18 protein-coding genes and 1 riboswitch are annotated in these 24798 nt (G+C 62.4%); of the genes, 14 read left to right on the forward strand and 4 right to left on the reverse strand.

What is annotated here, in order from left to right; all coding sequences use genetic code 11:
* Positions 1–442: 442 nt before the first annotated feature.
* The 5 genes from ACSQ3G_RS19375 (at position 443) to ACSQ3G_RS19395 (ending at position 8131) form a co-directional block, all read left to right on the forward strand.
* Entirely contained in the window at positions 443–1393 is a 951-nt protein-coding gene (locus ACSQ3G_RS19375; protein ID WP_436111185.1) for a phosphoribosylaminoimidazolesuccinocarboxamide synthase, read from the forward strand.
* Positions 1394–1458: 65 nt separating this feature from the next.
* Complete coding sequence (locus ACSQ3G_RS19380) at positions 1459–2061, forward strand: TetR family transcriptional regulator (RefSeq protein ID WP_436111186.1); 603 nt, start codon at positions 1459–1461, stop codon at positions 2059–2061.
* A gap of 165 nt (positions 2062–2226) precedes the next feature.
* A complete protein-coding gene (locus ACSQ3G_RS19385; RefSeq protein WP_436111187.1) occupies positions 2227–3423 on the forward strand; it encodes an efflux RND transporter periplasmic adaptor subunit in 1197 nt (398 codons plus the stop codon).
* Positions 3424–3472: 49 nt separating this feature from the next.
* Positions 3473–6571: an efflux RND transporter permease subunit gene (locus tag ACSQ3G_RS19390; protein ID WP_436111188.1), complete on the forward strand. Its 3099-nt coding sequence runs from the start codon at positions 3473–3475 to the stop codon at positions 6569–6571.
* A 132-nt stretch (positions 6572–6703) separates the two neighbouring features.
* Positions 6704–8131: an efflux transporter outer membrane subunit gene (locus ACSQ3G_RS19395; protein ID WP_436111189.1), complete on the forward strand. Its 1428-nt coding sequence runs from the start codon at positions 6704–6706 to the stop codon at positions 8129–8131.
* Positions 8132–8230: 99 nt separating this feature from the next.
* Here the strand turns inward: ACSQ3G_RS19395 and efp are convergent, their stop codons facing one another.
* Complete coding sequence (gene efp, locus ACSQ3G_RS19400; protein ID WP_038591328.1) at positions 8231–8800, reverse strand: elongation factor P; 570 nt, start codon at positions 8798–8800, stop codon at positions 8231–8233.
* A 165-nt stretch (positions 8801–8965) separates the two neighbouring features.
* Between efp and epmA the strand changes: the two genes are divergently transcribed.
* Both epmA and ACSQ3G_RS19410 read left to right on the forward strand, forming a co-directional pair.
* Positions 8966–10036: an EF-P lysine aminoacylase EpmA gene (gene epmA, locus ACSQ3G_RS19405; RefSeq protein ID WP_436111190.1), complete on the forward strand. Its 1071-nt coding sequence runs from the start codon at positions 8966–8968 to the stop codon at positions 10034–10036.
* Entirely contained in the window at positions 10033–11079 is a 1047-nt protein-coding gene (locus tag ACSQ3G_RS19410; RefSeq protein WP_436111191.1) for a lysine-2,3-aminomutase-like protein, read from the forward strand. Before epmA ends, ACSQ3G_RS19410 begins: the two co-directional genes overlap by 4 nt.
* A 530-nt stretch (positions 11080–11609) precedes the next feature.
* Here ACSQ3G_RS19410 and ACSQ3G_RS19415 read toward each other — a convergent pair.
* Positions 11610–12500: an AraC family transcriptional regulator gene (locus ACSQ3G_RS19415; RefSeq protein WP_436111192.1), complete on the reverse strand. Its 891-nt coding sequence runs from the start codon at positions 12498–12500 to the stop codon at positions 11610–11612.
* A 138-nt stretch (positions 12501–12638) separates the two neighbouring features.
* On the opposite strand from ACSQ3G_RS19415, the gene ACSQ3G_RS19420 reads away from it, so the two are divergent.
* On the forward strand, positions 12639–13418 hold the full coding sequence (locus ACSQ3G_RS19420) for an SDR family NAD(P)-dependent oxidoreductase (RefSeq protein ID WP_436111193.1): 780 nt from the start codon (positions 12639–12641) through the stop codon (positions 13416–13418).
* Positions 13419–13467: 49 nt separating this feature from the next.
* Here ACSQ3G_RS19420 and thiC read toward each other — a convergent pair whose 3' ends face one another.
* Positions 13468–15279, reverse strand: coding sequence for a phosphomethylpyrimidine synthase ThiC (thiC, locus tag ACSQ3G_RS19425; RefSeq protein ID WP_436111194.1), 1812 nt, complete (start codon positions 15277–15279; stop codon positions 13468–13470).
* A 99-nt stretch (positions 15280–15378) separates the two neighbouring features.
* A riboswitch (TPP riboswitch) is annotated at positions 15379–15511 on the reverse strand.
* 179 nt (positions 15512–15690) lie between these two features.
* Between thiC and ACSQ3G_RS19430 the strand changes: the two genes are divergently transcribed.
* The 5 genes from ACSQ3G_RS19430 to ACSQ3G_RS19450 are packed head-to-tail and all read left to right on the forward strand — an operon-like array spanning position 15691 to position 21533.
* Entirely contained in the window at positions 15691–15942 is a 252-nt protein-coding gene (locus ACSQ3G_RS19430; protein WP_046606773.1) for an acyl carrier protein, read from the forward strand.
* 1 nt (position 15943) lies between these two features.
* The gene (locus tag ACSQ3G_RS19435; RefSeq protein WP_436111195.1) at positions 15944–17125 is read left to right on the forward strand and encodes an acyl-CoA dehydrogenase family protein; all 1182 of its coding nucleotides are present in this window, start codon (positions 15944–15946) and stop codon (positions 17123–17125) included.
* A 49-nt stretch (positions 17126–17174) separates the two neighbouring features.
* Positions 17175–18086, forward strand: coding sequence for an amino acid--[acyl-carrier-protein] ligase (locus tag ACSQ3G_RS19440; protein ID WP_046668199.1), 912 nt, complete (start codon positions 17175–17177; stop codon positions 18084–18086).
* Positions 18087–18090: 4 nt separating this feature from the next.
* Complete coding sequence (locus ACSQ3G_RS19445) at positions 18091–19074, forward strand: DUF1839 family protein (RefSeq protein WP_436111196.1); 984 nt, start codon at positions 18091–18093, stop codon at positions 19072–19074.
* Entirely contained in the window at positions 19071–21533 is a 2463-nt protein-coding gene (locus ACSQ3G_RS19450; RefSeq protein ID WP_436111197.1) for a glycosyl hydrolase 2 galactose-binding domain-containing protein, read from the forward strand. Before ACSQ3G_RS19445 ends, ACSQ3G_RS19450 begins: the two co-directional genes overlap by 4 nt.
* On the opposite strand, the gene ACSQ3G_RS19455 is transcribed toward ACSQ3G_RS19450, so the two are convergent.
* Entirely contained in the window at positions 21501–23333 is a 1833-nt protein-coding gene (locus ACSQ3G_RS19455; protein ID WP_436111198.1) for an alpha/beta hydrolase, read from the reverse strand. The two genes, ACSQ3G_RS19450 and ACSQ3G_RS19455, sit on opposite strands and share 33 nt — an antisense overlap.
* Before the next feature lie 511 nt (positions 23334–23844).
* On the opposite strand from ACSQ3G_RS19455, the gene purU reads away from it, so the two are divergent.
* Positions 23845–24729, forward strand: a complete 885-nt coding sequence (gene purU / locus ACSQ3G_RS19460; RefSeq protein ID WP_105385067.1) for a formyltetrahydrofolate deformylase — start codon at positions 23845–23847, stop codon at positions 24727–24729.
* The last annotated feature ends 69 nt before the right edge of the window (positions 24730–24798 follow it).

A 24798-nucleotide genomic window follows, 5' to 3' on the forward strand; every position in this document is an offset into this window, starting at 1 on the left:
CAAATAACCGACGCTTCAAAACCCAAAGGCCTAACCGTCAAAACTTCTCGAAACAGCAACACCCCAAGAGACCAAACCGAAACTCGGTCCCAACCAGCATGCGCCAATCAATCAGTGATTTCTGTAGAACGAAAGTCGTCGTCGCCAGCAGCGCCGCCGCCCTCGTTCAGTGAGCGGGTTATAGATCCCACCACCATTTGAAGTCAACAGCATTGATTCAGAAATCTTGAGAAATCGTACAACTATTTGTTTTCGCAGGAGAATACCAGATTTTGGAGAATCCTGAGGCGTTAATATTCGTTAACTGCACTCTATATAGGGCTCTTCATCGACCGCGGGACCGATTTCACCCATGAAGGCGGCCATTCCTTCCATTCTTGTGCCGCTGCGGCAAAACATGCGATAGCAGGATGCCCCCGAAACTCTCTGGAAAGTGGTCCCTGTGCGCGTTCTCTCCGATGCCTTCATTCCCGAATTGCCGAACCCCTATCGCGGCAAGGTACGCGAGAACTACGATCTGCCGGACGGCAGCCGCATCATCATCGCAACAGATCGCCTCAGCGCGTTCGATCGCATCCTGACCGCGATCCCCGACAAGGGGCATGTGCTCACCCAGACCGCGCGATACTGGTTCGAGGCGACAAAGGACATCTGCCCCAACCATGTGATCGCCTATCCGGATCCGAATGTGGTGATCGGCAAGCGTCTCGACATCCTGCCCGTCGAGATCGTCGTGCGCGGCTATCTTGCCGGCACGACAGGCACGTCGCTGCTCACCCTATATAAGAGAGGAGAGCGGACCATGTACGGGCTCGACCTCCCGGACGGCCTCAAGGACAACGAGATCCTGCCCGCCCCGGTCATCACGCCGACCAGCAAGGCCTTCGACGGCGGTCACGACGAACCCCTGACGCCGAGCGAGATCGTCGAGCAGGGGCTTCTGACCGCCGAACAATGGACGACCCTCTCCCGTTATGCGCTGGCGCTTTTTGCGCGCGGGCAGCAGCTGGCGGCGCAACGCGGCCTGATTCTCGTCGATACCAAATACGAGTTCGGCACGGATGCCGAGGGCACCATCATCCTTGCCGACGAGATCCATACGCCGGACAGCAGCCGCTACTGGATCGCCGACAGTTATAGTGAGGCCTTCCGCAACGGCACGCGGCCGAAGAGTTTCGACAAGGATTTCATCCGGTCCTGGGTGGTCGAGCGTTGCGACCCCTATAAGGATGAGATTCCCGCGATCCCCGCCGAGCTCGTGGAGGAGACCGCCAAGGTCTACCGCACGGCATACGAGACGATCACCGGCGAGACCTTTGTGCCCGATACGAGCGGCGCGACCGTGCTCGACCGTATCCGCCGGAACCTGGCGCCCTATTTTACCGCGGGTTGAAGTCCCATCCAGCGTTTTTGAAGAGGCCGGCGCTTAAAAGAGGCCAACGTTCAGAAGAGGACAGAGTGCGCAGACCGAGACGCAAGGCGGAAGAAACCCGGGGCGATATCCTCAACACGGCAGAGACGCTCTTCCGTGAACGGGGGATTGCCAAGTGTTCGATCGCCGACGTCGCCCATGCGCTGCATATGTCGCCCGCCAACATCTTCAAGCATTTCCATTCCAAGGCATCCCTGGCGGATGCCATTTGCGACCGGCATATCAGCCGCATGATCGGCCGGTTTGAGACACTCGACGAGCCGGCGCCGGCGCCCGAGCGGCTGGCGATCGTCGTCCGCAAGCTGATGGAGGCGCATCTCCAGGACCTCCGCGACAATCCCTTCCTGTTCGAGATGATCTTCCTGATGTCGGAAGCCGATCTTCCGAGCGGCCAGCATTACCGGCGGCTGATCGAGAACCTGTTTGCCGATCTGATCCGGCAGGGCGTCGAAAGCGGCGCCTACAAATGCACCGACCCGCAGGCGATCAGCCAGCATGTGGCGGCAGCCTTTGCGAGCGTGCTGCATCCGGTCCTCCTGGCCAAGGCGGGCGAGGCGGAATTGCATGACCGCTGCAATGGCCTTGCCAGACTTGTGAATGCTGCGCTGCAAAATCCGCTTGCCAAGTGACGGTTTTATATTTACGTCACTTTCGCGAACCTGGAACGCCGGTTGAACTTACGTTTTCGACCACTACTGTTCCGACCGCCTAAGACGGGTTAATCTCCCCGCCTTCCGCCCCGGCACATTCCGCCTGCCGAGGCGACGCCCAGATGTTTTGCCTTGGATGACGCCATGACCGGACGCAAACTGATACTTCCCCTGCTTTTTTCCGCAGCACTCGCTGCCTGCAGCGATTCGGGCCAGACGCCGGCCGGCAACGGTGCGGCAGGCGGCGCCCCGCAGCGCCCGCCTCAGCCGGTCAGCGTAGTGATCATGAAGAAGTCCGAGCAGCCGAGCACGGCCGTCCTGCCGGGCCGGGCTGCACCCTTCCAGATCGCCGACATCCGCCCGCGCGTCACCGGGGAGATCAAGCAGATCGCCTTCAAGCAGGGCAACGAGGTCAAGGCCGGAGACCTTCTCTACAAGATCGAGGACAGCACCTATGCGGCCGAGGTCGCCCAGGCGAAGGCGACCGTCTCGAAGGCGGAAGCCAGTATCCCGAGCGCCCAGGCGAACCTCTCCCGCTATGAGCGGCTGGTCAACAGCGGTGCGACACAGATCGAATATGAGAGCGCGCGGGTGACGCTTCTCCAGGCGCAGGCGGATGTCGAACAGGCCAATGCCGCGCTCAATGCCGCCCAGATCAATCTCGACCTGACCGAAATCCGGGCGCCCTTCGACGGCGTCACGTCGATCTCCAATGTCAGCATCGGCAATATCGTCACCGCCAACCAGACGACGGCATTGACCACGCTGCGCCGTCTCGATCCGATCTACATCGACCTGATCGATTCCAGCACCAACCTTCTCGAACTGCGCTCGGCCATGGCTTCCGGCCGCCTGAGCGGCGATCCGCGCAAGGCCGATATCCGCCTGACCCTTGAAGACGGCACGGACTACCCGCTGACCGGCAAGCTGGACATGGCCGACATGGCCGTCAGCGAGACGACCGGCACCTATCAGATCCGCGCGCTGTTCGACAATCCGAGCGACATGATCCTGCCGGGCACCTATATGCGCGCCACCGTCACCCTCGGCAACGAGAACGGTTACCTGATCCCGCAGCGCGCCGCGACGCGCAATGCCCGCGGGGAGCTTTCCGCCAAGTTCGTCACGGCGGACGGCAAGGTCGAGACCCGCATCTTCCCGACCAGCGGCGTTTCCGGCAGCAACTGGCTGGTCACGCAGGGCGTAACCGATGGCGACCGCCTGGTCGTCGACGGCTTCCAGTGGATCGCCGATGGCGCCACGGTTCAACCGGTCGAGGCGACCGTCGACGACAAGGGTTTCGTCGTCGAGGCGCCGAAACCAGCCGCTGCAAAGCCGTGAGGCCCCGAGCGGAACCGATCATGACGAAACGCGGCAAGGAATAATCTGAATGGCCAAGTTCTTTATCCGGCGACCGGTATTCGCCTGGGTCATCGCGATCGTCATCATGCTCGGCGGCGCGCTCGCCATTGCGACGCTCTCGATCTCGCAATATCCCGACATTGCGCCGACCACGGTCAGGATCACGGCAAGCTACAACGGTGCAAGCGCGGAAACCGTGGAGAAATCGGTGACGACGATCATCGAGGACGGCATGACCGGCCTTGACGACCTCACCTATATGACTTCCTCCTCCTCGACCGGCCGCGCCAACGTCACACTGACCTTCGGCAGCAGCGTTCTTCCGGACATCGCCCAGGTTCAGGTGCAGAACAAGCTGCAACTCGTACAGTCGCAGCTCCCCGATGTGGTGCAGCAGGCAGGCATCGAGGTCGCCCGTTCGACCTCGAGCATCCTGATGGTCGGCGCCCTGGTTTCCACCGACAAGAAGCGAAGCTCCGTCGATCTCGGCGACCTGTTTTCCACGCAGATCGAGGATCAGGTCAAGCGCCTGGAAGGCGTCGGCAGCATCGACATCTTCGGGTCCGGTTACGCAATGCGCGTCTGGCTCGATCCCTACAAGCTGCAGAAATACCAGCTGACGCCCGCCGATGTGACGTCCGCGATCCAGTCCCAGAACACCCAGGTTTCGGTCGGCGCGCTCGGCGGTCTTCCGGCCAAGGCGGAGCAGCAGCTGACGGTCACCATGACCGCGCAAAGCCAGCTGACGACGGTCGACGATTTCGAGCGGATCATCCTCAAGGTCGAACAGGACGGCGCGACGGTGCGCCTCAGCGATGTTGCCCGCGTCGAGATCGGCGAAGAGAGTTATGGCGGCGGTTCCCGCCAGAACGGCCTGCCGTCCACCGGTTTCGCCGTGAACCTCGCCACCGGCGCCAACGCTCTCGATACCGCCGCACGCGTCAGGGAGGCGCTGACCGCCATCGGACCCAATCTTCCGGACGGCGTCGAGATCACCTATCCCTATGATACGACGCCCTTCGTGCAGCTTTCGATCGAGAAGGTCGTCCACACGCTCATCGAAGCGATCATCCTGGTTTTCGTGGTCCTGCTCGTCTTCCTGCAAAATCTGCGTGCGACGCTGATCCCGATGATTGCGGTGCCCGTCGTCCTGCTCGGCACGTTCGGGGTGCTGGCGATGACCGGATATTCCATCAACACGCTGACGATGTTCGCCATGGTTCTGGCCATCGGCCTTCTGGTCGACGACGCCATCGTCGTCGTCGAGAACGTCGAGCGCATCATGGACGAGGAGGGCTTGAGTCCGCTCGAAGCGACCGAAAAGTCCATGGGCGAGATCACCGGGGCCATTATCGGCATCGCGCTCGTCCTGACGGCTGTGTTTATCCCGATGGCCTTTTTCGGTGGCTCGACCGGCATCATCTACCGGCAGTTCTCGATCACCATCGTGTCCGCCATGCTGCTTTCGGCACTGGTCGCCATCGTGCTGACGCCGGCGCTTTGCGCCACCATGCTGAAGCCGATCGACCATCACAAGAAACGTCGCGGTATCGGCGCCCTGTTCAATCTCGGTTTCGAGCGGTCTACGAGCGGATATGTCAGCACCATCGGCTATCTCCTGAAGCGCCCGTTCCGTGTGATGCTGGTGTTCCTGCTGGTGATCGGCGGCTGCGCCTGGCTTTTCACCAGGCTGCCGAATTCCTTTCTTCCGCAGGAAGACCAGGGCGTTCTGCTGACCATCATCCAGACGCCCGTCGGCGCCACCACGCCGCGCACCGACGAGGCGGTCAAGAAGGTCGAGGCCTATTTCCTCGAAAAGGAAAAGGACAATGTGGATGCTGTATTCGGCGTCCTCGGCTTCAGCTTCAGCGGAAGCGGCCAGAACAATGCGATCGTCTTCACCAAGCTCAAGGATTTCGCGGAGCGAACCAGGCCGGAGCAGTCTGCTGCAGCTATCGTCCAGCGGGCGAGCGGGTATTTCTTCAGCATCCGCGATGCGCAGGTCTTCGCGCTTCTGCCGCCGGCCATCCAGGGGCTGGGCACGTCGAGCGGCTTCTCCATGTATCTGGTCGACAGCGGCAACAACGGCAATGCGGCGCTGACCACGGCATCGCAGCAACTCATTCAGGCCGGCACCGGCAATCCGAACATCAGTTCGCTGCGCAGCAGCACCCAGCGGTCCGAAACCCAGCTCAAGATCCTGCTCGACCAGGAAAAGCTGGGCGCGATGGGCGTCGACCTCGCTTCGGTCAACTCGATGCTGGCGACGATCTTCGCTGGACGCGACGTCAACGACTTCACCCTCAACAACGAACTGAAGCCGGTCTATGTCCAGGGGGATGCGCCCTATCGTATGCAGCCGGACGACCTGAAACACTGGTTCGCCCGCAACACCAGCGGCGAGATGGTTCCCTTCTCCGCCTTCAGCACCGTCCAGTGGATCAACGGCACGCCGCAGCTTGCGCGCTTCAACGGCACCAGCGCCATTCCTTTCGACGGCGCGGCGGGTCCCGGCGTCAGTACCGGCCAGGCCATGGACGAGATGCAGAGGCTGACGTCCGCACTGCCTGGCGGTTATTCGGTGGCCTGGCAGGGCATTTCCTACCAGGAACGGCTGTCCGGCTCGCAGGCGCCGATGCTCTACGCCCTATCGGTCCTGATCGTCTTCCTCTGCCTTGCGGCGCTCTATGAAAGCTGGTCGATCCCGTTCTCGGTCATATTGGCCGTGCCGATCGGCGTGCTCGGTGCGCTTTCCGCCGCGTATTTCTTCGGCCAGTCGAACGACGTCTACTTCAAGGTCGGGCTCCTGACGACGATCGGCCTGGCGGCGAAGAACGCCATTCTGATTGTCGAATTCGCCAAGGATCGTCAGGCCGGCGGGATGAAAATGATCGAGGCCACCCTCGAGGCCGCGCGCCTGCGACTGAGGCCAATCGTCATGACATCGCTCGCTTTCATCCTCGGCGTCGTGCCGCTGGCAATCGCAACCGGCGCTGGATCCGCCGCGCAGAACGCCATCGGCGTCGGCGTGCTGGGTGGTATGCTTTCTGCAACACTTCTCGGAATTTTCTTCGTTCCGTCCTTCTTTGTTGTCGTTAGACGGTTATCAAAGCGTGAAAAAGAGTAGGATGGCGATTACGTTCGTTAACGTATTCGACCTTTAATGCCGTCAGAAGCTATGCGAATCGCTGCTGACGGGACAATCGGAAGAGGCATGAGTGCTGACCTTCCACGCGTTATAGGGCACTGGGACAGAAAAATGTTATCCATTCGTGTTGTTGCTCCTCTCACTATGCTGCTGCTTTCGGGCTGCGTCGTCGGTCCAGATCACAAGGCGCCGGAAATTGCTCTTCCGGGTAAATTTGCCGAAGCCGGCAAGACCAGCAACGGCGATGTTTCGCAGGTTGCCTGGTGGACCGCATTTAATGACAGCCGTCTGAACGGCTATGTAAATCAGGGGATCGGTCAGAACCTCGATATCCTCCAGGCTCTGGAGCGGATCACGTCTGCCGAGGCCAACGTTACCGTCGCCGGCGCGGGCGCTCTCCCGTCGCTGGATCTCTCGGCCGCCAGCACGACCACCGGCACTCGTACCAGCCCGGGTTCGTTCTCGCGGACGACCGTCACGGCGGGTACTGCCGATGCGTCCTGGTTCCTCGATCTTTTCGGCCTCTACAGGCGTTCGAAGGAAAGTGCGCTCGCAAGCCTCGATGCTGCCTATGCCAGCGAGGACGTTGCACGTCTCTCGTTCCTGTCTCAGATCGCCGCGGCCTATATCGACGTACGCTACTATCAGGAGCGTATTGCGATTGCCCGCCGGAACCTCGATTCGCGGCGCGAAACGCTAAGCCTCACCAAGCTTCAGCTTGATGCCGGCGCCGCGTCCCGTCTCGATGTCGTCCAGTCGGAAGGCTTGGTCAATTCGACGATCGCGGAAATTCCGGGCCTGGAAACGAGTTTCCGGGGTGCGGCGCACCGTGTCGCCACGCTTCTCGCCATGCCTGCGTCGTCGCTCGTTCCCGAACTGCAGAAAGGCGCCCGCCAGCCGGTCGCCCGCTTCAGCACCAAGGCCGGCGTCCCGGCGGACCTGATCCGCAACCGTCCGGACATCCGGGCCGCGGAACGCCAACTCGCATCGGCAGTCGCCGAAATCGGCGTCGCCGAGGCCCAGCTCTATCCGGCCATTACGCTCGGAGGCTCCATTTCTCCGAGATACAACGCCATTGCCGGCAGCCTGGATACCCGGGCCCTGACCTGGTCCTTCGGTCCGCAGCTGAGCCTGCCGATCTTCGACGGCGGCCGTCTGCGCGGCAACGTCAAGATCGCCGAATCCAGCGCCCGCGGACAGTATCTCGCCTGGAAGCAGTCGGTTCTGAACGCGGTCGAGGAAGTGGAAAATGCATTGGCCGCAGTCGCCCGCGACAGCCGCACGGTTTCCGCACTTCAGGCAACTGTGAAGTCCTACGAAGAAGCCCTGCAGCTCGGTACCGCCAGCTATCGTGACGGCGCCTCCTCGCTGCTCGACGTTCTCGACGCCCAACGTGAGGTCTCGACCGCACAGTCGAACCTCGCTGCCGCCGTGCGTCAGATGGCGCAGGACTACGTCTCGCTCAATGTGGCGATCGGCGGCGGTTACGCCTTCGGCAAGACCGATACCAAGGTCGCATCGGTGGTCGTCAAGAAGTAGGCTCCGCCTCAACATAACCGACAACAAAAAACCTCCGGAGCCAGCGCTTCGGAGGTTTTTTTATCATGCCCGGAAAGGCCGGGGACGATCAATTGACGATCAGTTCTTGGCGCGCTCGACGTAGGAATTGTCTTCGGTGGCGATCACGACGCGGGTGCCGGCATCGACATGCGGCGGAACCGCGGTGCGGATGCCGTTCGACAGCATGGCCGGCTTGTAGGACGAGGAAGCCGTCTGGCCCTTGACGACCGGTTCGGTCTCGACGATCTCGAGCGTCACGTGGCGCGGCAGCTGAAGAGCCAGCGCAATGCCTTCATGCATGGAGAGAACGCAGGTCATGCCTTCCTGAAGATAGGCCTTCTGGTCGCCCATCGTATCCACGTCCACCACGACCTGGTCGTAGTTTTCCGGGTTCATGAAATGGAAGCCTTCGCCGTCTTGATAGAGGAACTGGTGGTTGACGTCCTCGACGAAGGCGCGCTCGACCTGCTCGGTCGTCCGCCAGCGCTCGGACACCTTCACGCCGTCGACGATGCGGCGCATATTGACCTGCGTGACAGGCGTGCCCTTGCCGGGATGGAAGTTCTCGGCGGTGAGAACGACATAAAGCTTGCCGTCCACATCGATGACGTTGCCCTTGCGGACAGAAGAGGCGATGACCTTGACCATAGGATTCCTTGTGGTGCGAACCGGCTTGTAACTGCCGAAAATGCGTCGTAGAGGACCGGGCGATAACCGGCCCGAAGGACGGATCGTCTGTTTTCCGGCCGGAACTACTCCAAAACCGCGCAAAGTGGAAGCCTTGCCGGGGAGAACCGGCGAAGAAAGCCGTAAATGAGCTCGTCGCGACCTGCCATATCCCGCTCGCCCTGGTGGACGCCGGCAAACCACGCCGACCGCCGGCCCTTCCTGATGGGCCGCAACGCGGTCCAGACGACGTTGCGCGACTTCTTCTCGCAGCGCGATTTCATCGAGGTCGATACGGCGACGCTCCAGGTTTCCCCAGGCAACGAGACCCATCTGCATGCCTTCGCAACCGAAGCGATCGCCATCGATGGCGGCAAGGCGCCGCTCTATCTGCACACGTCGCCGGAATTCGCCGCCAAGAAGCTGCTGGCCGCCGGCGAGGAGCGCATCTTCACCTTCGCGCATGTCTACCGCAACCGGGAACGCGGGCCGCTGCACCATCCGGAATTCACCATGCTGGAATGGTACCGCGTCGGCGAAAGTTACGAGCAGCTGATGGCCGATTGCGCCGAGATGCTGGCGCTGGCCGCCGATACCACCAGGACCGGGCGCTTTGCCTTCCGCGGGCTGGAAGTCGATCCTTTCGCCGAGCCGGAACGCCTGACGCTCGCTGAAGCCTTCGACCGGTTCGCCGGCATCGACCTGCTCTCCTCGGTCGCGGCGAACGGCGACACCGACCGCGATCTCCTGGCGGCCGGCCTGAAAAAGTCCGATATCCGCTTTGCCGAAGACGACACCTGGGCAGACCTCTTCAGCAGGGTGCTGGTCGAGAAGGTCGAGCCGCATCTCGGCCAGGACCGCGCGACGATCCTCCACGAATACCCTGTTTCCGAGGCAGCGCTCGCCCGGCCGTCCGCCCGCGATCCGCGCGTCGCCGAACGTTTCGAGCTTTATGCCTGCGGCGTCGAGCTTGCCAACGCCTTCGGAGAACTGACCGACGCCGGCGAGCAACGACGCCGTTTCGAGCACGAGATGGCCGAGAAATCCCGCATCTACGGCGAACGTTATCCGATCGACGAAGACTTTCTCGACGCGCTTTCGATCATGCCAGACGCAAGCGGTGCCGCACTCGGCTTCGACCGGCTCGCCATGCTGGCAACCGGTGCGACCCGCATCGAACAGGTCATGTGGGCGCCGGTCGCGGAGGTGTTTTCGTGACCGCAGTCCGTTCATTGAAAACCCCGGAAGATCTCGCGGCCGCCGGCCTGATCGAGCCCCAAAAGCTCGACGGCATCCGAGCCATCGCAGACCGCTACGCGATCGCGCTGACCCCAACCGTAGTTTCGCTCATCGACAGAACCGATCAAAACGATCCGATCGCCCGGCAGTTCGTGCCAGATCCGAACGAATTGCTGACGACGCCGGAAGAGCGTGCCGACCCGATCGGCGATCAGGCGCACAGCCCGGTCAAGGGCATCGTTCACCGCTATCCGGACCGGGTGCTGCTGAAGGCCGTGCATATCTGCCCGGTCTATTGCCGCTTCTGCTTCCGCCGCGAGATGGTCGGGCCGCAAGGCGACGGGACGCTGGCGCCCGAGGAACTGTCGGCGGCGCTCGCTTATATCCGCGAGCATCCGGAGATTTGGGAAGTGATCCTCACCGGCGGCGATCCGCTGGTCCTTTCGCCGAGACGGCTTGCTGCCATCATGCGCGGCCTTGCCGAGATCCCCCATGTAAAGATCGTCCGCTTCCACACGCGGGTGCCCGTCGTCGAGCCGGAGCGCATCGACGCGGCAATGATTGCGGCACTGAAGGAAAGCGGCAAGGTCGTCTACATCGCGCTGCACGCCAACCACCCGCGCGAAATGACCGACGCCGCCCGGACCGCCTGCGCCCGCCTGGTCGATGCCGGTTTTCCGATGGTGAGCCAGACGGTGCTTTTGCGCGGCGTCAACGACGATCCGGCGGTGATTGGCGACCTGATGAAGGCTTTCGTCGAGACCCGGATCAAGCCCTATTACCTTCATCATCCGGATCTCGCACCCGGCACCAGCCACTTCCGGCTGGATATCGCCGAAGGCCAGAAGATCGTCTCGGCGCTGCGCGGCACCATCTCCGGCCTCTGCCAGCCGACCTATGTCCTGGATATCCCCGGCGGCCACGGCAAGGCGGTGATCGGCGAAAGCGCCGTGCGCAGCGAAGGCGGCTGTTATTCCGTCAGCGATTACCGCGGCGGGGAGCATGCGTATCCGCCGAAATGACACGGGTTCTTGTTCACGCGGCGAAATGCGCCCGTGGCTTGGCCCGGAATTGGAGAGCCCACACGAATGCGGAACCTCGTTGTAAAATAATAATATGGCTCCGCATTCGCGTGGCCTTCGGCGTTCTTTCGAGGCTTCCGGCCTCTACAGCTGATCATCTCGCCTCGCTGCGTGGCTTTGTTCGCGCCCATCCTTTCGGGACAGGCCTGCCACTTGCACGGCTCAACCGAACCGGACATGGCTGTCCGGGGGAGGCTTGATAGGGAGACTTCATCTCCCATGGCTTTCACCTCTTCCACCATCCCCGCACGTTACGGTTTTGATGAAAGCGCCGGCTTCCGCCTGCCCGCGAACGTCTCGCGAAACACTCCGGTGACGGAAGCGGGAGGATTATAGGCATGGGTTAAAAGGGCGGGGATGAGGAAAAGGGTAAGTCGTTGGAAACGTTGAAGCGCCGCCTTTGGATCCTCAGATCATCCTCGGGTTAAACCCGAGGATCCACATGCGCAAAGGGGAGAACAGGCGCGCTCTCACGCCGCCACTGTCCGCAGCGCCGTCACATCGCGGCGCGGCGGGGTGCCGAACATGCGGGCGTATTCGCGGCTGAACTGCGACGGGCTTTCGTAGCCGACGAGAAACGCCGCCGTTTCCACATTCGCCGCTTCCGCGACCATCAGGCGCCGCGCCTCCAGGAGCCGGAGCTGTTTCTGGTATTGGAGCGGCGTCATCGAGGTGATCGCCTTGAATTTTCGGTGGAAGGCGGACGGGCTCAAACCGGCCTTGTCCGCCAGATCCTCGATGCGGACCGACTCGGCGAAATGATCGCGCAGGCTGTGAATGACACTGACGATACGCTGGGTGTGGTCGTTGCCGAGCGCCATCCTGACGACATCGCCGCCATGCGGACCAGTGAGCAGCCAATAGGAAATCTCCCGCATGATCGCGGGATGAAGCAGGGGGATCGCAGTCGGCGTATCGAGCAGCCGCACCATACGCAGTGCGCAATCGGCAAGCGGGCCATCGAAATCGCTGACGAAGATGCCCGAGGACACGTCGCCGCTCGCCTCCGGCAGAGCAGGCAAAATCTCCATCACCTCGCGCATGATGCCGAGATCGAATTCGATGATCAGTCCGAGATAGGGCTCGGTCGAGCTCGCCTCCGCGACCCGTCCGAAGGCCGGCATCTCGACGCTGACAACGAGCGCCTGGCCCGCCCGGTAATTCACATGACGGTCGCCGAACACCGCCCATTTCGCGCCTTGCAGAACGACGCAAAGCGCCGGCTTGAAGATCAGATGATCCGGCCGCTTTTCGTGGTCCGACCGCAGGATTGTCAGCCCTTCGATCGCCGTCGCGAACGGGCTCGCGCCGGTTTGCACATCCGTGAACCGCTTTACCGCATCGAGCAGGGCCGTCGACATGCCACACCTCCGAGGTTCCAAGACCAAGACATAGGCCTGCGAGCAGGATCAGGCAAGAACTGGGAAAGTTCCGGCATTCAGGCGCAGGGCCGAGGGGCGTAGTTTCCGGCCATCCAATCCAGACAAGGAACCTCCATCATGACGCATCAAACATCTCAGAAATCGACAGCCAAGCTCGCCATCGTGACCGGCGGCAGCCGCGGTCTCGGCCGCAACACCGTGCTCAGCCTTGCAAAGCGCGGTATCGACGTGATCTTCACCTACAACTCCAATCAGGCAGAAGCCGCAGCCACGACCGCCGCGGCGAGCGAACTGGGGCGCAGGGCGATCGCACTGCAGCTCGACATCCGCGATGTCGCGTCGTTCGACGCGTTCGTCGGGCGGGTGCAGGAAACCCTGGCCGAGCTCGGTGCCGAAAAATTCGATTTCCTCGTCAACAATGCCGGCACGTCGCATCATGGCGATTTCGAAAAGACCACCGAAGCGGAGCTGGACGGGCTCTTCAATGTCCATTTCAAGGGCGTCTTCTTCCTGACCCAGAAGCTGTTGCCGCTGATCCGCGACGGCGGCCGGATCGTCAACTTCTCCACCGGGCTTACCCGCATCACCGTTCCGGGCAGCGGCGCCTATGCGGCGATCAAGGGGGCGGTCGAGGTGCTGACCCGGTATCTGGCCAAGGAGCTTGGCGCACGCGGCATCGCCGTCAATACGGTGGCGCCCGGTGCGATCATGACCGATTTCAGCGGCGGCATGGTGCGCGACAATCCCGAGATCAACAGGCGCGTCGCCGAGATGACGGCACTTGGCCGTGCCGGCGAACCGGATGATATCGGTCCGATGGTTGCTTCGCTGCTGTCCGAGGACAACCGCTGGGTCAATGCCCAGCGCATCGAGGTGTCGGGCGGCATGGCGCTCTGACGTTCGAACGACCCCTGCCGGTTGCGGCCGGCAGGGGTCGTGAAGTTGATCACCCTTTCTCGACCGGCATATAAAGATCGCCACCGTCGCGATATTTCGCAGCCATGGCTTCCAGGCCCTCCTTCTGCGCTTCGGCGCGGATGTCGTGGGAAATCCGCATCGAGCAGAATTTCGGGCCGCACATGGAGCAGAAATGTGCCACCTTGTGCGCCTCCTTCGGCAAGGTCTCGTCATGCATCGAGCGGGCCGTTTCCGGATCGAGGGAGAGGTTGAACTGGTCCTCCCAGCGGAACTCGAAGCGGGCGCGCGACAGCGCGTCGTCGCGCACCTGGGCCGCCGGATGGCCTTTGGCGAGATCGGCAGCATGTGCGGCGATCTTGTAGGTGATGACCCCAACCTTGACGTCGTTGCGGTCCGGCAGGCCGAGATGTTCCTTCGGCGTCACGTAGCAGAGCATGGCCGTGCCGAACCAGCCGATCATCGCCGCCCCGATGCCCGACGTAATGTGGTCATAGCCCGGCGCGATATCGGTGGTCAGCGGCCCGAGCGTATAGAACGGCGCCTCGCCGCAGACCGCGAGCTGCTTGTCCATGTTGGCCTTGATCTTGTGCATCGGCACATGGCCGGGGCCTTCTATCATCACCTGGCAATCCTTCGCCCAGGCGATCTTCGTCAGCTCCCCAAGGGTCTCCAGTTCCGCGAACTGGGCCGCATCGTTGGCATCGGCGATCGAACCCGGGCGAAGACCATCGCCGAGCGAGAACGAGACGTCACAGGCCCGGGCGATGTCGCAGATCTCCTCGAAATGCTCGTAGAGAAAACTCTCCTTGTGGTGGTGCAGACACCACTTGGCCATGATCGAGCCGCCGCGGGAAACGATGCCGGTGACGCGGTTGACGGTGAGCGGGATATAGGCGAGCCGCACGCCGGCATGGATGGTGAAATAATCGACGCCCTGTTCGGCCTGTTCGATCAGCGTGTCGCGATAGACCTCCCAGGTCAGGTCCTCGGCAATGCCGTTGACCTTTTCGAGCGCCTGATAGAGCGGCACGGTGCCGATCGGCACCGGCGAATTGCGGATGATCCAGTCGCGGATATTGTGGATGTTGCGGCCGGTCGACAGGTCCATGACCGTATCGGCGCCCCAGCGGATCGCCCAGACCATCTTCTCGACTTCCTCGGCCATCGACGAGGTGACGGCCGAATTGCCGATATTGGCATTGATCTTCACCAGGAAGTTGCGGCCGATGATCATCGGTTCGGATTCGGGATGGTTGATGTTGGCGGGAATGATTGCCCTGCCTTCCGCGACTTCGCGCCGAACGAACTCGGGCGTCACGAAATCCGGCACATGGGCACCGAAACTTTCACCGTCGCGGACGAGCGGTTCCCTGGCCGCCTGCCGGCCGAGGTTCTCGCGGATGGCAACGAATTCCATCTCCGGCGTGATGATGCCGGCTCGCGCATAGGCGAGCTGGGTGACGGCCCTGCCTCCCTTTGACTTGAAAGGCTGGTTGCGGACCGGGAATTCCGGCGTCAGATGGCTTTCGGACACGAAGCCGTTGTCCTCCGGCCTGACAATGCGGCCCTGATAGATTTCGACGTCGCCGCGGGCGAGAATCCAGCTTTCGCGCAGGCGCGGCAGGCCGGCATCGATGCTGATCGCGGCACCTTCGACGGTATAGGGACCGGAGGAATCGTAGACGGTGACCGGCGGTTCGCCGGAGGTCGGATGCAACGCGATCTGGCGCATCGGCACGCGGATGTCCGGGTGGATCGTTCCTGCTTTCAGGACCTTCGTGGAGGCGGGAAGCGGGCCGGTGGTAACGACCGGAGTGAGCTTGGTGGTTGCGATATTCATGGTTCAAGGCTCCAAGGTTTGACGTTTGGAGACCCAGTTCCAGTGTTGGAATGATGGAAAAACACCCCGGAATGCGAAGGACGGTTTCCCGCCCTTGTTACCGCAGCGCCCGCACCGTCCCTACGCCAGTATGAACTGGATCAGGTTCAACGGGTCACTGCGCCTCGGCCGGCCAAAGCCGGTCCGACCAGCAGTATCTCAGCCCCTTGACGGGACCCCCCTGGTGAATGGCGCCATCAGAAACCCGCGGGCCGTTGATGTCAAGCCGGGGCATGCGGATGGCGATCGATCGGATTTTACGGAATCCCGCAGCCCTAACTTCACGACGTTTATTGCTGGAATCTTAGGCTTTCCCGCGTAGTAACGTCCCCAGCGATGAACGCAGAATTTGAACGATCCGGAGATGTCGAGATGAACGAGACCATTCGCGAATTGCTCACACGGGTAGGCGGCCTTCCGGTCGCGGTGACCGAGCTGGAAGACGGGGCCGATCTTTATGCGGCCGGCCTCTCCTCATTTGCATCCGTACAACTGATGCTCGGCCTGGAAGAGGCTTTCGACATCGAGTTTCCCGACAGCCTTTTGAACCGCAAGTCCTTCGCCAGCATAGCCGCGATCGAGCAGACGGTTTCGCATATCCTGAAAGCGCGCGAGGCCGCTTGAGATGAGCCTCCCCGCCTTTGCCGCCGACATGAGCCTGAGCGCCCGCGCTCACCGCGTGGCAACCGTAGCGGCCGAATTTGCCGACCGCGTCGATCATGACGGCCGCTTCCCCCGGGAGGCGGTCGACGCCATGAAGGCCGAGCGCCTGATCGGCATCCAGATCCCGGCCGCGTTCGGCGGCGAGGGCGCTTCGATCGCCGAGATCGCCGAGGTCTGCTCCATCCTGGGACAGGCCTGCGCCGCGAGCGCCATGGTTTTCGCCATGCACCAGATCAAGGTTTCGAGCCTGGTGGAGCACGGTGGCGACAGCGAATGGCATAGGGACTTCATGCGCGAGCTTGCCGGCCGCCAGCTTCTCGTCGCTTCCGCGACGACCGAGGGCGGCATCGGCGGCAATATGCGCAACTCCATCTGCGCGATCGAGGTCGATGGCGACATCTGCCGCCTGACCAAGGATGCGACCGTGATTTCCTACGGCGCCCACGCCGATGTGATCATGGTCACCTCGCGCTCCAACGAGAAGGCCGCACCGACCGACCAGGTCATGACGGTCTTCAAGCAAGGCCAGTATACCCTGCAGAAGACCGTCGACTGGGATACGCTCGGCATGCGCGGCACCTGCTCCGACGGTTTCCTCTTCAGGGGCGAGGCGCCGTCCGTCCAGATCTTTCCAAAGCCGTTCGCCGAGATCGCGGCGCAATCGATGCTCGCCACCTCGCATCTCCTCTGGAGCGCGGTCTGGTACGGGATCGCCGCCGATGCGGTACTGCGCGCCCAGGCCTTCGTGCGCGCCGCCGCCCGCAAGGCCGGCGGCACCCAGCCGCCCGGCGCGCTGAGGCTCGCCGAAGCCTCGAACCTGCTGCAGCTCCTCAAGGCCGGCATCCTCTCCGGCCTCAGGATCTACGCGGATGCCAAGGCGGATCACGACCAGCTGTCGTCCATGGCGTTTTCGATCGCCATGAACAACGTCAAGCTGGCTTCCTCCGAGACGATCCTGACCATCATCAACCAGGCGATGATCATCTGCGGCATCATGGGCTACAAGAACGGCACGCCCTACAGTCTCGGCCGGCATCTGCGCGACGCGCATTCCGCCCAGCTGATGATTTCCAACGACCGCATCCTCGGCAATACGTCGACCATGCTGCTCGTTCAGAAACCGGACACCAGCCTGCTCGGCTGACGCCCCGATCATTTCATATGTAAACCATTGAAAAGAATGAGGTAAAGCCATGGATATGCAAGTTTCATTTCTCGACCGCCTGTTCGATGCAGGCCTGCTGATCGAGACCGGCGTCGACGGCCTGTATGGCCGCAGCGGCCAGTTCGAAGACGTCATCGCCGCCTTCGAGCGGTTGATCGACAAGGTCGGCGGCGGCGACGGTGCCGAGGCGATGCGCTTCCCGCCGGGCATGAACCGCGCCTTCTTCGAGACCAGCGGCTATATGAAGAGCTTTCCGCAGCTCGCCGGCACGGTGCATTCGTTCTGCGGCAACGAACTCGACCATATGAGCCTGCTGAAATGCATGGAAGTCGGCGAGGAGGACTGGACCAAGGGCCAGGAAGCAACCGACATCGTGCTGACGCCGGCCGCCTGCTATCCGCTCTATCCGACCGTGGCGCGGCGCGGCAGCCTGCCAGCCGGCGGCGCTCTCTTCGACCTGCAGAGCTACTGCTTCCGCCACGAGCCCTCCAAGGATCCGGCCCGCCAGCAGCTTTTCCGCATGCGCGAATATGTCTGCATGGGCACCGAGAGCCACGTCACCGATTTTCGCCAGCTGTGGATGGATCGCGGCGTCGAGATGATGAAGTCGCTCGGCCTCGAGGTGGAGATCGACATCGCCAACGACCCGTTCTTCGGCCGCGCCGGCAAGATGCTGGTCAACAACCAGCGCGACCAGAACCTGAAGTTCGAACTCCTGATCCCGATCACCTCCGTCGCCAAGCCCACCGCCTGCATGAGCTTCAATTATCATCAGGACAGTTTCGGCCTGAAATGGGGCCTCAACCTGGAGGATGGCAGCGTCGCTCACACGGCCTGCGTTGGTTTCGGCCTCGAACGCATCGCGCTTGCGCTCTTCCACACCCACGGTCTGGACGTAAAAGAGTGGCCGGGCTCCGTCCGCGCCGCGCTCTGGGGCTGATCCAATGACGGCGGTATTTCCGGCGCTCGATCCGGCGAACTACAGGACGCATGCGCTGCATTCGGCCGAGCGCATGTGGCCGGAGACGAATTGTTACGTCGATCTGTGGATAGAGGTGCTTTCGGCACAGGGCCTGCCACCGGAAGCCATGCTCGGTTTCACCCTGACCCAGGATTTCGAAGGCGACCAGTTCACCTTCTTCAAGGTGCCGCTCGAAGACCTCGAGACCCTGTTCGGCATCCGCGTGACCGAACTGGCGATCTTCGACCGGCCGGAATGGCATGTTGCGGAGCAGATCCGCCGCGGCCGGCTGACGCTGCTCGAACTCGACAGCTTTTATCTGCCCGATACGCGCGGCGTCGCCTATCGCCAGGAACACGGCAAGACGACGGTCGCGATCAACCGGCTGGACCTCGAACGCCGCGAGCTCGACTATTTTCACAATGGCGGCTTCTTCACCCTTTCCGGCGAGGATTTCGATGGCCTGTTCCAGTTGAACGCCAGCCCGGAGGCGCTGCCCTTCCTGCCCTATACCGAATTTGCCAAGTTCCCCGCCGCCTATCCGGACGCGAGGGAAATTCGCGAAACCGCGTGGAAGCTGCTCAGGCATCATTTTCCCCGGCGGCCGGAAGAGAATCCAATACGCGCGTTCGGCAAAGTCTTCCCGGCACAGGTGGAGCGGATCGCCGAGAGGGATTTCGGCTTCTTTCACAAATACGCGTTCAACACGCTCCGGCAGATCGGCGCCAATTTCGAGCTGCTGGCGAGCCATCTCGCCTGGCTGAACCACAAGGCGTTCGCCCAGCCTGAACAGCAGGCGCTGAGGATTTCGGAAGTGGCGAAATCTACCCAGTTCCAGCTTGCCCGTGCCCTGACCCGCAAGAAGTTCGAACCGCTGGCAACAGCGCTCGATCCGGCCGCCGACGCCTGGGACCTGCTGATGGGGGACCTGGCATCGACACTAAGCCACGCCCGCGAGGCCGCGTGAGCCTTCTTATCCCGATCGGATCAAAAACCAGCCTTCTTGCCGAGGGCTGGTCTCTGGCGTTGACCGAGCCTGGCGCCTGCTCCCTGCCGTCCGATCTTCCTCCGGAGCTGGAATGCCTCCCGGCCATGGTGCCCGGCACGGTCGCCGCCGCCCTGGAGGCTGCCGGCCGCTTCGATCGCAACAATCCCGAGCCGCTGATCGACAGGGACGCCTGGTATCGCTGCCCGCTTGCCGGTGAAGCGCCCGGGCCGGCGATCCTGCGATTTGCCGGGCTTGCGACTGTTGCCGAGGTGTTTCTCGGCGAGACGCTGATCCTGTCCTCGACAAGCATGTTCGAAAGCCACGATGTCGCGGTGGAACTGACGGGCAGCGACACCCTGTCGATCTGCTTTCGAGCCTTGAAACCGCATCTGGAAAAGGCCGGGCCTCGTGCCCGCTGGCGTCCGCGGCTGATGAACAGCCAAGGTCTCCGCCTGATCCGCACGACTGCACTTGGCTTCATGCCGGGATGGTGTCCGGAGGTTCATGCGGTGGGACCCTGGCGACCGGTTTCGGTGATCAGGTCCCCCGCCTCGTCAAGCCCAGCGAGCCACCTTCTCACCGCTGGGGAGAAGAGGGAGCTCGCCATCTCCGCCGAGCTTGATGAAAGCGGAGCAGGCCTTCTCAAGGTCAGCTTTGCCTTTGACGGACCGTCCCACGATCTCCGTCTCGTCTGCAATGGCAGAGAGACACATTTTACAAATGACGGCGACCGATATTCGGCTGAGCTTTGCCTGCCGGGAATAGAACCCTGGTGGCCGCATACCCATGGCGCGCCGGCGCTTTACGACGTGGCGCTCAAGGTCGATGGCGAAGAATTCCCGCTCGTCCGGACCGGCTTCCGCAGCCTGAAGGTCGATCGCGGCACGGACGGCGACGATTTCGCCGTCATCGTCAACGGCGAGAAGATATTCTGCCGCGGCGCCGTCTGGACCTCCGCCGATATCGTCAATCTGCCGGGCGATCGCGCCGGCTACGAGCCCTGGCTCAGGCTCGCGAAAGACGCGGGCATGAACATGATCCGCATTCCGGGCATCGCCACCTATGAAAGCCCGGAGTTCTTCGCGCTGTGCGACGAGCTCGGCCTGCTTATCTGGCAGGATCTGATGCTTGCCAATTTCGACTATCCTGCCGGCGATCCGGATTTCGTGATTCACGTGAAAACGGAAGTCGGGCAGTTCCTGGCGGCGACGCAGGCCTCGCCGTCGCTTGCGGTCCTTTGCGGCGGCAGCGAAATCCACCAGCAAGGCGCCATGCTGGGCCTGCCGGAACGCATCTGGAAAGGTATGCTCTGCGAGGAAATCCTTCCCGCCTTGGCGGCCGATTGCCGGCCGGACCTGCCCTATGTGGCAAATTCGCCCTCCGGCGGCGCCTTGCCTTTTTACCCGAATGCCGGTGTCGCCCATTATTACGGCGTCGGCGCCTACAAGCGGCCGCTCGAGGATGCGCGGCGGGCAAATATCCGTTTCGCAGCCGAGTGCCTGGCGTTCTCAAACCTCTCCGATTCGGAAACGCTGGCCGGCGGCAAGTCCGGAATCCCGCGTGATGCCGGGGTGGACTGGGATTTCGAGGACGTTCGCGATCATTACCTCGGCACGCTTTATGATGCCGATCCGCAGACGCTGCGCGCGCAGCAGCCGGAACGATATCTCGCCCTCTCCCGCGCCGTGACCGGGGAAGTGATGGAAGCCGCCTTCGCCGAATGGCGCCGGCCCGGCTCGACTTGCAACGGCGCACTCGCCTTTACCTTCCAGGATGTCATGCCCGGTCCCGGCTGGGGCGTGGTTGGCGTCGACCGCCTGCCGAAACCTGCCTGGTTCGCGCTGAAGCGGGCCTTCCGGCCGGTCCAGGCCATATTTGCCGACGAGGGCACCAACGGGCTGGATATCCACCTTCTCAATGAAACGCCCACCGACCTGCCGGTGGTTCTCGAACTCGCCTGCCTGCGGGACGGCAGGATGGCAGTGGTTTCAGGCCGCCGAGAACTGACGCTTATCTCTCGCAGCAGCGAGAGCATCGCCGCGACCGATCTGTTCGGCACCTTCTTCGACGCCAACTACGCCTACCGTTTCGGTCCGCCCTCTCACGACGTGACGGTTGCGCGGCTGAAACATGCGCAAACGGGAGAGATTGTCGCAGAGGCTTTCCATTTCCCGCTCGGACGCGCCCACGCTTTCCACGATGCCGAGATTGCGGTTTCGGCCGCAGAGGATGGGGGAGAGTTCTGGCTGGAGCTTTCGACGGACATCTTTGCGCAGTCGGTCAGCATCGAATGTGCCGGTTATCGTCCCTCGGACAATGGCTTTCACCTGGCGCCGGGCGCAATCAGGCGCATCCGCCTTGCCGCACTCCCGGACGCCGCCGGCAGGCCCGGCGGCACGATCCGTTCACTCGGCGGCGATCGAATCCTGCGTTTTTGAATAGGCAAGCTCTTCCAGCGGAAAACGGAAAGCCATTTGCCTGAGAGCTTTGAGATAGGCAGCCCGGGCATGCTCCGGCGTCAGATTGTGGTCGGCATCCGGAATGATTTCCACCGAGACATTGGGAAAGCGGCTCAAGCCGGACCCGTCATGGCCGAAATAGAAGTCGTATTGTTCGAGGCCGAGATCGTTTTCGCTATAGATCAGCGAGATGGAGGTGCCGCGCTGGTGGAGGGTGCGGAAAGCGTCGTAGATCGCCCGGCCCTCCGGCAGGAAACCACGAAAGGCATGCAGAATCTTGTGCCTGGCCCGATTGCCGAGGCTCTTCGCGATATTGCGGGCCGCGGCAATGGTATCGACCTCGCCTCGGATGATGCGCTTGAACGTTTCGGCTCGCAGGGCCCGCCGGCGATAGTCCTGCAGGCTGCGCGTGCCGTTGACGATCGCATCCTCGACCGAACGGCCAGGCGACCAGTGAAACACGGCGGGATTGACGGATACATTGCCGGCGATGCGCGGTTCGGCGACCGAGGCCTGGAAGCCGAGATAGGCACCGCTGCAGCGGCCTGCGGTGACGACCGGCGTAAGGCGGCGGCTTTGGAGAAAGTCGATCGCCTCCGATACGTCGGCATTTTGGGTGGAATGATAGAGGACTTGTTCCGGCCGGCCCGGCACCGGCGGGCTATCTCCCGCATTGGCCGTATCGAAACGCAGCGAAGGAATGCCGGAGCGCGCCAGCGACCGGGCCAGCGCCACCGTCGAGCGGCCCCAGCCGGCATGCCTGTCGTAAGCCGATGTCAGGAAAAGCACCGTGGCGCCCGCGCGGCCGTGGCTCGGCTCGCAGAGGACCCCGAACAGCCGATCGTTGAGGCCGAAACGAACCGGAGTTTCCGTGAAACCGTCACCGACGAGCGGCTCCGCCTGCACCGGCGGGCGTTGTGTCGCGGAGATTGGCCCTACGGGTAACGCAACGATCCAGTCCGCCAGCTTGTCCGCCACCGGGAGCGGCAGTCTTGCAATCGCCGGGTTGGAGACCAGCTGGTCGTAACCTTCGAAAGCCTGCTCGGTCACATCCGCCCCGAGCGCCCGGAGCCGCGCGGCGAATTGCGTATCGGCCGGCCGGTCGGCCCGTCCGACCACCAGAACGCGCGGCGCGGCCAGCCGATCGATCATCAGCAGATTGACCTTGCGAACCTCGTCGGCGATCTGGCCGGGCATGGTGAGGGAAGCGATGGACACGCCGGTCTTGTCGCGCTGCTCGTCGGCAAGGCCCAGATTTTCGTCCACCACTTTGGACCAGACCGCAAGCTCGCGAATATGCAGGCGACCGGAAACGACCGGCGCCATATAGGCGACGCCGGCCAGATCTTCGAGCCTGTCGGCCGCCTTGGCCGCGACGACAGCCCCCAGGCCTTGAGAAACGAGGACGATCCGCTCGCAGCCGGAAAGCGCCTTGAGATGGGCGGCGGCGGAGACGAGGCTGTCGGACCAGACGGAAAGCCCGCCCTCGAAGTCGAAGTCGTCAAGCGCATCGCCGGTCCCGGGATAATCTAACCGCAGGCTGGCAATGCCGCGATCGGCAAGCTTTTCCGAAATGATGCGCCAGAACTTGCGCGTGCACATTTCCTCCAGTCCCCAGGGGCTGACAAACAGCACGGCGACGCCGGACGGCGCGGTTCCCGCGGACGGTGGCGTGAAAAGCCCGACGGTGCCGTCGAACGTCAGCGGTTGCGACGCCGCGCGTTGAGGCAGGGGCGAGGTTTCCCCGGCGGCCGGGGATTTATGTCGTGCGTCCATCATGGTCGTGCCGGCAGGTTTTTGATCACTACGCCAGCAATACGTCCGACCTTGCTTCCAGGCGCTTAAACTATCTGGCGCAATTTTACCGATCGCAGCTGGATTGTTCCGAAAAGACGCGGGAGAGAACCTGCATCTGCGGCCGGTCGCCGCTTTTGGTCGGCTGGATATTGAGCGGCTCGTTTTCCGGCCACCATTCGCCGCTGGGCCAATAGGACCAGCCGCAACCTGCCACCATAACCTTTGGCAAATGCGAATCGTTGCCCGAAGCGCTCCCGCGGCGGTGATGCGCGCGCCGACGGCGCAAAAGGAACGGAATTTTGGGTGGCTGGCTTTAAGGTCGGCAGGTAAGAAGCTCATCTGGACAGACAAACAAGACGGGCTGTACACATTCCAGAACCAAGACCGGGCCTCGCCGGGCATTTTCCTGTCCTGCATGGGACCGGATATTGTCCGGCACCAATTTTATGTATACACGGAGTGGCCGACCGATGGCAGAGGAGGGAGAATTTGCATGAACAACTATGTCCTGACCGTATCCTGCAAGACGACACGCGGCATTGTCGCGGCGATTTCCGGCTTTCTGGCGGAAAAGGGTTGCAACATCATCGACAGTTCGCAGTTCGATGACCTCGACACGGGCAAGTTCTTCATGCGCGTCAGCTTTCTCTCCGAAGAAGGCGCCGAACGCCCGGCACTGCTCGAAGGTTTCAAGCCGATCGCCGACCGGTTCGAGATGGAATGGGAGATCTTCGACACCGAAGAGCGCATGAAGGTGCTGCTGATGGTGTCGCGCTTCGGCCATTGCCTGAACGACCTGCTCTACCGCTGGAAGATCGGCGCACTGCCGATCAACATCGTCGGCGTCGTCTCCAACCATTTCGACTACCAGAAGCTCGTGGTCAACAACGACATTCCTTTCCACCACATCAAGGTAACGAAGGAAAACAAGCCGCAGGCCGAAGCCCAGCTTCTCGATCTGGTCGAGCAGAGCGGTACCGAGCTCATCGTGCTTGCCCGCTACATGCAGGTCCTGTCCGACAGCCTCTGCAAGAAGATGTCCGGCAAGATCATCAACATCCACCACTCCTTCCTTCCGAGCTTCAAGGGCGCCAACCCCTACAAGCAGGCCTATACCCGCGGCGTGAAGCTGATCGGCGCAACGGCCCATTACGTCACCGCCGATCTCGACGAAGGCCCGATCCTCGAGCAGGACACGGTGCGCATCACCCATGCGCAGTCGGCCGACGACTATGTTTCGCTCGGCCGCGACGTCGAAAGCCAGGTCCTGGCGCGCGCCATCCACGCCCATATTCATCACCGCACCTTCATCAACGGCAACCGCACTGTCGTCTTCCCGCCGAGCCCCGGCTCCTACGCTTCGGAGCGCATGGGCTGAGGCTTATCCAAAGTCGGTAGAAAGGCCTATGGACGCAGGCCTTTAACGCTCTATCCTCTTCGGAAGCGC

This window comes from Neorhizobium tomejilense, assembly GCF_964254135.1.
Lineage (GTDB): Bacteria > Pseudomonadota > Alphaproteobacteria > Rhizobiales > Rhizobiaceae > Neorhizobium > Neorhizobium tomejilense.